The organism is Microbacterium sp. C448 (assembly GCF_000582705.2).
GTDB lineage: Bacteria > Actinomycetota > Actinomycetes > Actinomycetales > Microbacteriaceae > Microbacterium > Microbacterium lacus_A.
This window is the reverse complement of the sequence record NZ_HG779639.1, coordinates 1-9,744: the sequence shown is the minus strand read 5'-3', so window position 1 is coordinate 9,744 and position 9,744 is coordinate 1. Positions and strand designations below refer to the sequence as shown.

At 67.9% G+C, this 9,744-nt stretch carries 9 protein-coding genes; 4 read left to right on the top strand and 5 right to left on the bottom strand.

Annotation, left to right across the window (positions count from 1 at the left end; all coding sequences use genetic code 11):
* The 3 genes from MIC448_RS05955 to nusA form a co-directional block, all read right to left on the bottom strand.
* Positions 1-337: translation initiation factor IF-2 N-terminal domain-containing protein (locus tag MIC448_RS05955; protein WP_243419906.1), on the bottom strand; the 337-nt coding region annotated here is incomplete at its 3' end.
* A gap of 55 nt (positions 338-392) precedes the next feature.
* Positions 393-665 (bottom strand): YlxR family protein, encoded by a 273-nt coding sequence (locus MIC448_RS05950; protein ID WP_081766209.1) that lies wholly within the window; start codon positions 663-665, stop codon positions 393-395.
* 62 nt (positions 666-727) lie between these two features.
* Positions 728-1,714 (bottom strand): transcription termination factor NusA, encoded by a 987-nt coding sequence (gene nusA / locus MIC448_RS05945; protein WP_036297319.1) that lies wholly within the window; start codon positions 1,712-1,714, stop codon positions 728-730.
* Between the two features lie 104 nt (positions 1,715-1,818).
* Here nusA and MIC448_RS05940 point away from each other — a divergent pair, with 104 nt between their 5' ends.
* The 4 genes from MIC448_RS05940 (at position 1,819) to MIC448_RS05925 (ending at position 5,936) form a co-directional block, all read left to right on the top strand.
* Positions 1,819-2,610, top strand: coding sequence for a hypothetical protein (locus MIC448_RS05940; protein WP_051513221.1), 792 nt, complete (start codon positions 1,819-1,821; stop codon positions 2,608-2,610).
* A gap of 46 nt (positions 2,611-2,656) precedes the next feature.
* Positions 2,657-4,165 carry a sodium:alanine symporter family protein gene (locus tag MIC448_RS05935; protein WP_051513218.1) on the top strand — a complete coding sequence of 503 codons (1,509 nt, stop codon included), beginning with the start codon at positions 2,657-2,659 and terminating at the stop codon, positions 4,163-4,165.
* A 53-nt stretch (positions 4,166-4,218) separates the two neighbouring features.
* A complete protein-coding gene (locus tag MIC448_RS05930; protein ID WP_051513216.1) occupies positions 4,219-5,025 on the top strand; it encodes a DUF1206 domain-containing protein in 807 nt (268 codons plus the stop codon).
* Between the two features lie 98 nt (positions 5,026-5,123).
* A complete protein-coding gene (locus tag MIC448_RS05925; protein ID WP_036297317.1) occupies positions 5,124-5,936 on the top strand; it encodes a DUF1206 domain-containing protein in 813 nt (270 codons plus the stop codon).
* A 27-nt stretch (positions 5,937-5,963) separates the two neighbouring features.
* Here MIC448_RS05925 and MIC448_RS05920 read toward each other — a convergent pair whose 3' ends face one another.
* Positions 5,964-7,802 (bottom strand): lipase family protein, encoded by a 1,839-nt coding sequence (locus MIC448_RS05920; protein ID WP_243419905.1) that lies wholly within the window; start codon positions 7,800-7,802, stop codon positions 5,964-5,966.
* A gap of 74 nt (positions 7,803-7,876) precedes the next feature.
* Positions 7,877-9,643: a proline--tRNA ligase gene (locus MIC448_RS05915; protein ID WP_036297323.1), complete on the bottom strand. Its 1,767-nt coding sequence runs from the start codon at positions 9,641-9,643 to the stop codon at positions 7,877-7,879.
* Positions 9,644-9,744: the final 101 nt, after the last annotated feature.

Here is a 9,744-nt window from a genome sequence, read left to right as displayed (position 1 = left end):
GTGCCGGGGCCGCGGGCGCCGGGGTCGGCGCAGCCGGAGCGGGAGCGGGAGCGGGAGTCGCGGCGGGTGCCGCGGACGCTGCCGGAGCCGCCGGACGCACGGGACCGGGACGACCGGCCGGGCGCGGTGACGACGATGCGGCGGCGGGCGCCGGGGCCGCGGGTGCAGCTGCACCCTCGGCCTGAAGCGCCTGACGAAGCTTGCGAGCCACGGGGGGCTCGATGGTGGACGAGGGGCTCTTCACGAACTCACCAAGCTCTTTGAGCTTGGCCAGCGCGACTTTACTGTCGACGCCGAGTTCAGAGGCGATCTCGTGCACGCGTGGTTTGGAAGCCACAATTCTCCTGTCTGGGTCCACCCAGGCAGGGCAGACCGTTAGTCGCGGACGGGACTCATTTCGAGCCGTTCACTTTGTTTCCATAGCCGTTCAGCCTGTTCTCTAACGTCTGCGCGTCGAGTGGTCCCGAGACGCGTAGTGCTCGTACGAACGCGCGGCGCCGCAGTGCGGTGTCCACGCAGGCGGGCGTCTTGTGCACCCACGCGCCCCGACCCGGCATCGTCGCACGCTCGTCGGGGACAAGTATGGAATCGATCGAGACGACCCTCAGAAGGGCCGACCGGGGAGCACGCGCGCGGCATCCGACACACGTCCGTACGGGTTCCATCTTACACCTCCGGCAGGGCGCGCTCGTTGAGCGAGTAGAGCGAGACGAAACGCTCCGATCGACTACGACTCCAGAATGCTGTCGGGCTGAATATCGATCTTCGCGCCCGTCAGCTTGGCCGCGAGCCGTGCGTTCTGACCCTCCTTGCCGATGGCCAGCGACAGCTGGTAATCGGGAACGAGTGCACGGACAGCCTTGGTGGATGCATCCAGGATGAAGCTCGACGTGACCTTCGCGGGCGAGAGGGCGTTGCCGACGAACTTGGCGAGTTCGGGGTCGTAGTCGACGATGTCGATCTTCTCCCCGCCGAGCTCTTCGGTCACGGCGCGAACACGGCGGCCCATTTCGCCGATGCAGGCGCCCTTGGCGTTGATCGAGGGATCGTTGGCTCGCACCGCGATCTTCGTTCGGTGACCGGCCTCTCGCGCGAGCGAGATGATTTCCACCAGTCCGGACGCGATCTCGGGAACCTCGAGCGCGAACAGCTTTCGCACCAGGCCCGGGTGCGTTCGCGAGACCGTGATCGAGGGACCCTTGGGGCCCTTGCCGACGCTCGTCACATAAACGCGCAGACGCGAGCCGTGCGGATAAGCCTCGCCGGGCGACTGCTCTTCGGGCGGCAGAATCGCCTCGACCGAGCCGAGGTCGACATGGATCATCCGAGGGTTGGGACCCTGCTGTACGACACCGGCGACGATGTCGCCCTCTTTGCCCTTGAACTCCCCGAGCACCGCGTCATCCGCGATGTCCCGCAGCCGCTGGCCGATGACCTGCTTCGCGGCGAAGGCGGCGATGCGGCCGAAGTCGTCGGGAGTGGTCTCTTCTTCGCCGATAACCGCGTCGTCTTCATCCGTCACAGGGATGAAGACGCCGACGTGACCGGTCTTGCGATCCATCTCGACACGAGCGCCCGCGGGGACCTCACCGGAGGGCGACGTGTGCTTTCCGTAGGCGGTCAGAATCGCCTGCTCGATGATGCTCACGAGTTCGTCGAAGGGGATTTCCTTCTCCCGCTCGATCGTCTTCAGCAGTCCGAGATCGATATCCACGGAGACCTCCCTATTCAGCTCTCGTCCACGCGTTATACGCGTCGACATCCCCCCTACGTTACCGGATGACAAGACGGCCCCGGGAGGAGCCCTATTCTGTTCGCATGCACCGCCGCGCGTCCACTGCTGCCGCGCTCATTTCCGCATTCCTCGCGGGTCTCCTCCTGATCACCGGATGCGGTGCCCAGCAGAGCGACCGCCCCACCGTGGCGGAGGACGACGACCTGGGAACGGTCGAGGCGTACGACATCGCGACGGACGCCACCCTCTCCCCCGCTCCGACCGCGGCCGCGGAGGACATCTGGGGGATGTTCGTCGGCGTCGCGACCGAGCCCGTCGCCACGAGCACCTTCAGCAGCTACCGCGTGGGCGACGCACCCGAGAGCGACACGATGGCCTACGTCTCCCGTGACGAGGACGATCCCCGTCTCTGGATGCTGGTCGCCAATGCCGCTTACGCGGACGACGCGGACACGCTCATGCAGACCCTCATCCACGAGTACGCCCACGTGCTGGGCCTGAACGTCGATCAAGTGCCGGAGTCTTCCGGCGTCTGCGGCACCCTCGAATTGAGCGAGGGCTGCGCCCTGCCGACCTCGTCCATCTACGCCTTCCAGCAGGAGTTCTGGGACCTCTACGGCGACGACTCGCCGGGCCCGGACAACGACGACCCCGAGATCGCGGATGCGTTCTACGCCGAGCACGAAGAAGACTTCGTGAGCGACTACGCCGCCACGAACGTCACCGAGGACTTTGCCGAGTCCTTCGCGGCCTTCGTCCTCGAGGCGGAACCGGACTCCGACACGTTGCTCGCACAGAAACTCGACTTCTTCTGGAACGTGCCGGAGTACGTACGCATCCGGGACCACATCACGGAGGAGTTCGGTCTGGAATGATCCGCGCCTCCCGGTGCTCGCGCCCCCAGACGGCCATACTGTGCCCATGGACGCGATCAATGACTGGCTCCTGACGTGGGGCGACAACCTCTGGACCTGGATCATCGTGCCCGTCGTGGTGGTCCTCGGTCTCTACTTCACGGCCCGTTCGGGGGTCGTGCAGTTCCGGCTCATCCCGGAGATGTTCCGGACTCTCACCGACAAGACGCCGCGCACCGCGACGGGTGAGCCACAGTCCGTCTCGGCCTTCCAAGCGTTCACGATCTCGGCTGCGTCGCGCGTCGGCGTCGGCAACATCGCCGGTGTCGGCACGGCGATCGCGGTCGGCGGCCCCGGGGCAATCTTCTGGATGTGGTTGATGGCGTTCGTCGGCGGCGCCTCGAGCTTCATCGAGTCGTCCCTCGCGCAGCTGTTCAAGGTCCGCGACACCGATGGCTTCCGTGGCGGACCCGCGTACTACATGCAGCGGGGACTCAAGGCGCGCTGGCTCGGAATCTGGTTCGCGATCATCCTCATCGTCTGCTTCCCCTTTGCGTTCTCATCCCTGCAGGCCAACACGATCTCGGCGACGGTCAGTGGCAGCCTCGGCGAGGACGCCGTCCCCTGGCTACCGTGGGCGGTCGGTATCGCGATCACCGTCCTGACCGCACTGGTGATCTTCGGCGGCGTCCGCCGAATCGCGTCCGTGACCCAGGCGCTCGTGCCGACCATGGCACTGCTCTACCTGCTGCTGGGCCTTGCGGTCGTCGCGCTGCACATCGACCAGCTGCCTGTGGTCTTTACCCAGATCTTCACGCAAGCGTTCGGCTTCAACGAAGTCGTCGGTGCCGCCTTCGGATACATCGTGCTCACGGGAGTCAAGCGCGGCATGTTCTCGAACGAGGCGGGTCTCGGCTCGGCGCCGAACGCCGGCGCGAGCGCGGCCGTGACCCACCCCGTCAAGCAGGGTCTCGTGCAGACCCTCGGCGTCTACTTCGACACGTTTCTCGTGTGCACGATCACGGCATTCATCATCTTGGTATCGGCGCCCGACTTGACCGAGGCGACCCGCGGAATCGGGTTGACCCAGGGCGCCCTCGTATCGACGCTCGGCGAGTGGTCGAACATCGCGCTGACCATCATCATCTTCTTGCTGGCGTTCAGCTCGATCCTCGGCAACTATTACTACGGCGAGTCGAACATCGAGTTCATCACCAGCCGCAAATCCGCCCTGCTGGGCTACCGAATCCTCGCCGTCCTGGCAGTTCTCGCCGGCTCTGTCGTCACAGCCGATCTCGTGTGGAACTTCGCCGACGGGGTGATGGGGTTGATGGCCCTGACGAATCTGATCGCGATCGCGCTGCTCTCGGGCCTCGCGTTCCGCCTGTTGAAGGACTACTCGCACCAGCGCAGAGAGGGACGCAACCCCGTCTTCACGCGAGCGCTCATGCCGGATGTCGAGGGCATCGAATGCTGGGAGGACGAGCTCTCCGTCACCGGCCCGATCGACGTCGTCGAGAAGGAGTCCGAGGCGCGCAAGCACCGCGATCACCTGCACGGGGCGCCCAAGCTCTGAGCGGCTGGTGTGCGGCGTCCGTCGGCTCAGCGACGCCCGCTTAGGCTGAGCCGATGGACACTGCGGCCCCCAAACGTGTCGTGCGCGAAGCCACGCAGGCCCCGTGGTTCCGCGCGCTGGCCCGGCTCGGGTATGTGTCGAGCGGGGTCGTGCACGGCCTGATCGGCCTGATCGCATTGATCGTCGCCTTCGGCGGTGACGCCGCGACGGATCAGACCGGAGCCCTGCGCGCCATCGCCGCACTCCCCCTGGGTTTCACACTTCTGTGGATCATCGCCGCGGGTTTTTTCGCCCTCGCCGTGTGGAAGATCGCGGAGGGCCTGCTCGTGCGGGGCGACAACGGCCTCAAGAGGTGGGGTGCTCGCGTCGGGCAGTGGGGCCAGGCGGTCGTTTTCGCCACGTTCGCAACCGTGGCCGGTGCCATCGCCTTCGGTGCCCGACTGAGCAGCGAGCGAGCAGCCGAGCAGCTCAGTCGCGGGGTCTTGGAGATCCCCGGGGGAATTTTCCTCCTCATCGCCGTGGGCGTCGGGGTCGGCGTCACAGGCATCTCATTCCTCTCCATGGGTGTTCGCCGCAGCTACCGCTCGCAGGTTTCGGTTCCGGATGGCTCGCTCGGCCGCCTCGTCGACACACTCGGCATTGTCGGGTTCATCGCCAAGGGCGTCGCGCTCGTCGCGATCGCGGTGCTGCTCGTGGTCGCCGCGGTCCGTAACGAAGCGCGCACGGCGGGTGGCCTCGACGGCGCGCTCGGGGCTCTCCTCGACCTCGCCTTCGGGCCCTTGCTGGTCGGAATCATCGGCATCGGATTCATCGCCTACGGGTTGTTCTGCTTCTTCCGCGCCCGGTACGCGCGCATGTGATCGCCGCCCGGACGCGCGGGGTACCATGCATCCGCTCGAACGTCGAGGGTCCACGCTCTCCGACACGAACGAGGGGCGGCACGCGTACGCTCAGGAGCATGACACCCGACGTGGCGGATTCCGCCGAGAGAACCGCCCGAAAGGCGGCCTCGCACCCCGCCTTCCGCGCCCTCGCTCGAACGGGCTATGCCGCCAACGGTGTCGTCCACATCCTGATCGGCACCATCGTGCTGGCCGCCGGCGCGGGCGGCGGCGAGTCGGATCAGACGGGTGCTTTCCGCGCGATCGCCGAAGCGCCGCTCGGATTCGTCGGCCTCTGGGTGCTCACCGTCGGCCTGGCCGCGCTCGCCATCTGGTACGCGGTCGAAGGCGTACTGCTTGATGAGGAAGACACGCGCAAACGCTGGGCGAAGCGCGGCGGCGAGTGGGCCAAGGCCATCGTCTACGCGGCCATCGGCTACAGCGCAGCATCCGTCGCACTCGGCGCCGGGTCGAGCGGGGATCAGGGCGCGCAGAACGCGAGCAGCACCGTGCTCTCCCTTCCCGGGGGGCCCGTCCTGCTCGGAGTCGGCGGCCTGGTCATCGTCGTGATCGGTGGAGCTTTCGTCGCCAAGGGCGTCACGCGCAGCTTTCGCGAGAAGCTCCGGATGCCCGGCGGCACCACCGGGCGGATCGTGACCGTACTCGGCGTCGTCGGGTACGTCGCGAAGGGTGTCGCACTCGCGATAGTCGGCGTCCTGGTCGTCACGGCGGCGGTGCAGGTAGACCCCTCCGAGGCGGGCGGACTCGACCGCGCGATCTCGTCGCTCGTCGCGCTACCTTTCGGACCCTGGCTGGTGGGTGCCGCAGGCCTCGGCTTCATCGCATACGGCGTCTATTGCTTCTTCCGCGCCCGCTACGCCCGTCTGTGATCGCGTAGCCGGGGGCAACGGGAGCAGTCAAGCGCGGCAGTCGTTGGCCGCGGCTGTCACGGGGACACCGTCGAACCGCGCCTCGGTCCAGCGCATCAGCGTTGAGAGAAACGGCGAGCCGGGCAGCATCGGTCCGGTGTGATCCAGCACGTCGTAGACCCGCACCTGGAGGGCCTGCCCGCCCGCGCACCGCTCCCCGACGAAGCGCTCGTACAGAGACGTCGGGATGACCTCGTCCTGTCCACCCCATGCCAACAGAACGGGGGCTGTCCACGGGCCGATCGCCGCATTCTGCGCGAGCCTCTCCCCCAAGGCGCCCGCCGTCAGGTCGGCGTCGTACAGCGGCCGGTCGGCCGAGACGCCGAGCGCGGCGAGCACGGACACCACCACGCCGGGCTCGGTGGGACAGCGCTGAGTCATCTCGCGCACGATCGAGCGCCCGCCGGGGGCGACGTAGTCCGAGATCGTGACGTCGGGGTAGGTGTCGGCGTACGGCACCAGAACCCAAGAAATGAGCACGGACAGCATCGCCGAGTCTTGTGTTCGCGCCAGCTCTTCGGCCAGCGCGAGGGGATCCGCCGCGGGCGAGATCGCCACCGTCCCCAGCACGCTGAGCTCGGGGGCGTAGTTGGGTGCGACCGCGCTCACCCAGAGCGCGGCATGCCCGCCCTGCGAATGCCCCCACACCACGACCTCGGGCGAGAGCCACATCCCGTCCGCGTCCTCCGCCGCCCGCACCGCGTCGATGGCAGAGCGAGCCTCGCTCTCGCCGATCAGGTAGGGGAAAGTACCCGGCGCACCCTGTCCGGTGTAGTCGGTCGCAACGACGACCCAGCCGGCCGCGAGGGCCCGATCGATGGCGGGGATCGCCCAACGGGTGGCCGAGGCATCCGCAAGGCTGGGGGCGCAGCCGCGCGCGACACCGGTGGTTCCGTGGTTCCAGATGATGACAGGACGCGGTCCGGGAGGCATATCGGCGGGCGAGATGACCAGCCCGCTGGCGAGCGCGCGGCTACCGAACGTATCCGTTGTGCTGTAGAGGATGCGCCGAACCTCGCCACCCACGGGGGTTCGGCCGCTGTACGCGCCCTCGCGCAGCAGCGTGCCGGGGGCGCTCGGGGGCCCGTCGGGGGCGTCGTAGAAGGCATCGACGACAGGGGCGCCGTCTGCGAGCCACGTGCTGACCCACCACGATCCCCCCGCGAGTCCGAGCAGTACGGCCGCGAGCGCGTAACGACCCGCCGCAGCCCAGACGAGACCACGACGGTTGCCCGAAGTTTCGCCGGGCCGCGGGGAGCGTCCGCGGATCCGTCGCGACGCGCGCCAGGTCAGGACGGCCCCGAGCACGACGGTTCTGAGCCCGAACGCGATCGCGACAACGAGCAGCGTGACGTCCGGCCACAGCAGGGCGAGAAGACCGAAGACCACCTGTGCCAGGCCAGAAGCACCCGCGAGAACCCGCTCGCTGACGCGGCCGCGGAAGACGCCGATGGCTGCACCGAGTCCACCCAACACCAGGAGCCCGGCGATGAGTTCCGGCAAGAGGTCCAGGTTGCGCCCGAGCCAGAACAGGATCACGCCACCGCCGATGATCCACAGCACGGCGAGCACGATGTTGGCGCGCCGGGGAACATCCCGAGGTGCGATCAGGTCCATGACCCCGGAGGCGATGGCACTGATCCCGATGTAGATCGCCAGCACCCACAACGATGTGAGCGGTCGGCTGACGATGAAGACGCCCAGAACGATCAGGGCCAAGCCGACGACGATCCCCACCCAGGCGGGGGCGTGTCCCACGAGTCGACTCACCCCGCCGCGCCGCGGCACCGGCACGGATCCGTGCGCGGGAGGGAACTCGTCAGTCACTCGGGCAATGCTAGATCGAGTTTCCGGGTGACCGCCGCGAGCCGCACGTGCTGATCCGCCGCCCGCTCGGACGCTCAGTCTGCAAGCAGGGCAACGGCGTCGGCGACCGGGACGACCTCACGGTGACCCGTGCGCCGATCCCACAGTTCGACCTGACCCTCGGCGGCACCTCGACCGACGATGAGGATACGCGGCACACCGATCAGCTCGGCATCGCCGAACTTCACGCCCGGCGAGACCTTGACGCGGTCGTCGTACAGCACATCGAGCCCCGCCGCCTCGAGCTGATCGGCGATGGACGCTGCAAGGTCGAACGCCACGGCATCCCGTCCCGTCGCCACCACGTGCACATCGAACGGCGCAACGGACGTGGGCCAGATCAGACCCTTCTCGTCGTTGTTGAGCTCGGCGATGATCGCGAGGATGCGGGTCACGCCGATGCCGTACGACCCCATCGTGACGGTGACGAGCTTGCCGTTCTCATCGAGCACCTTGAGCCCCAGCGCCTCGGCGTACTTGCGGCCGAGCTGGAAGACGTGACCGATCTCCATGCCGCGCGCCAGGTTGACCGGGCCCGAGCCATCCGGAGCCGGATCGCCGTCGCGGACGGTCGCGACCTCGACGAAACCATCGGCGACGAAATCGCGGCCCGCGACGAGCGAGTGCACGTGCTTCTCGTGGGCGTTCGCCCCGGTGATCCACGAGGTGCCGTCGACGACCCGGGGGTCGAGCACGTAGCGGATGTTGGTGGCAGACTCGGCGCCCAGGATCGCCCCCGTGGGCGACCAGGGACCGATGTACCCCTTGACCAGCAGAGGATGCCTGTCGAAGTCGGCCTCGGTCGCGGGCTCGACGGTGGCGGGCGCGAACGCGACCTCCACGCGCTTGTCGTCGACGTCGCGGTCGCCGGGCAGACCCACGACGACGAGCTCGCGGGTGCCGTCGAGGTGCGTCAGGGCGAGCACCACGTTCTTCAACGTGTGCGCGGCCGTCCACTCCCCCGACGCGGGAGCGTCGAGATGCGCGTTCGCGTGGGCGACGAGCGTCGCGATCGTCGGAGTGTTGGGCGAGTCGAAGACGACGGGCCCGGGCAGACCGTCGAACGGGATCGGTTCGGGCGCCAGCGTCGTGAAGGCCTCGACGTTGGCGGCGTACCCGCCGTCCGAGCGGACGAACGTGTCCTCGCCGACGGGGGTCGGGTGCAAGAACTCCTCGCTACGCGACCCACCCATGGCCCCCGCATCCGCCTGCACGATCACGTACTCGAGACCCAGGCGGTCGAAGATGCGCTCGTATGCGTCGCGCTGAGCCTGGTAGCTCGCGTCGAGGCCGGCGTCGGTGTAGTCGAAGGAGTAGGCGTCCTTCATCGTGAACTCGCGGCCGCGCAGGAGGCCGGCGCGGGGGCGCGCCTCGTCGCGGTACTTGTCCTGGATCTGGTAGATCGAGAGAGGCAGATCCTTGTACGACGAATAGAGGTCCTTCACGAGCAGCGTGAAGACCTCCTCGTGCGTCGGGGCAAGCAGGTAGTCGGCACCCTTACGGTCTTGCAGGCGGAACAGGGCGTCGCCGTACTCCTCCCAACGACCGGTGACCTCATACGGTTCGCGCGGCAGCAGCGCCGGGAAGTGCACCTCGTACGCACCGGCGTTCGCCATCTCTTCGCGGATGACCGCCTCGATCTTCGCCTTGACCTTCAGGCCGAGCGGCAGCCAGGCGAAGACGCCGGGCGCCTGTCTGCGGATGTATCCGGCGCGAACGAGCAGCCGATGACTCGTGACTTCGGCGTCGGAGGGGTCCTCACGGAGTGTGCGGAGGAAGTAGTGCGAGAGACGGGTGACCACGATCAACAAGTCTAGGCGCGCGGATGCCTCGGGCCCTGCGCTCCGTTCGGCAGCCCCTTCCCGTCCCCGCTCGCCCCCCGCGCGCTCGCCCCGTCCCCGCT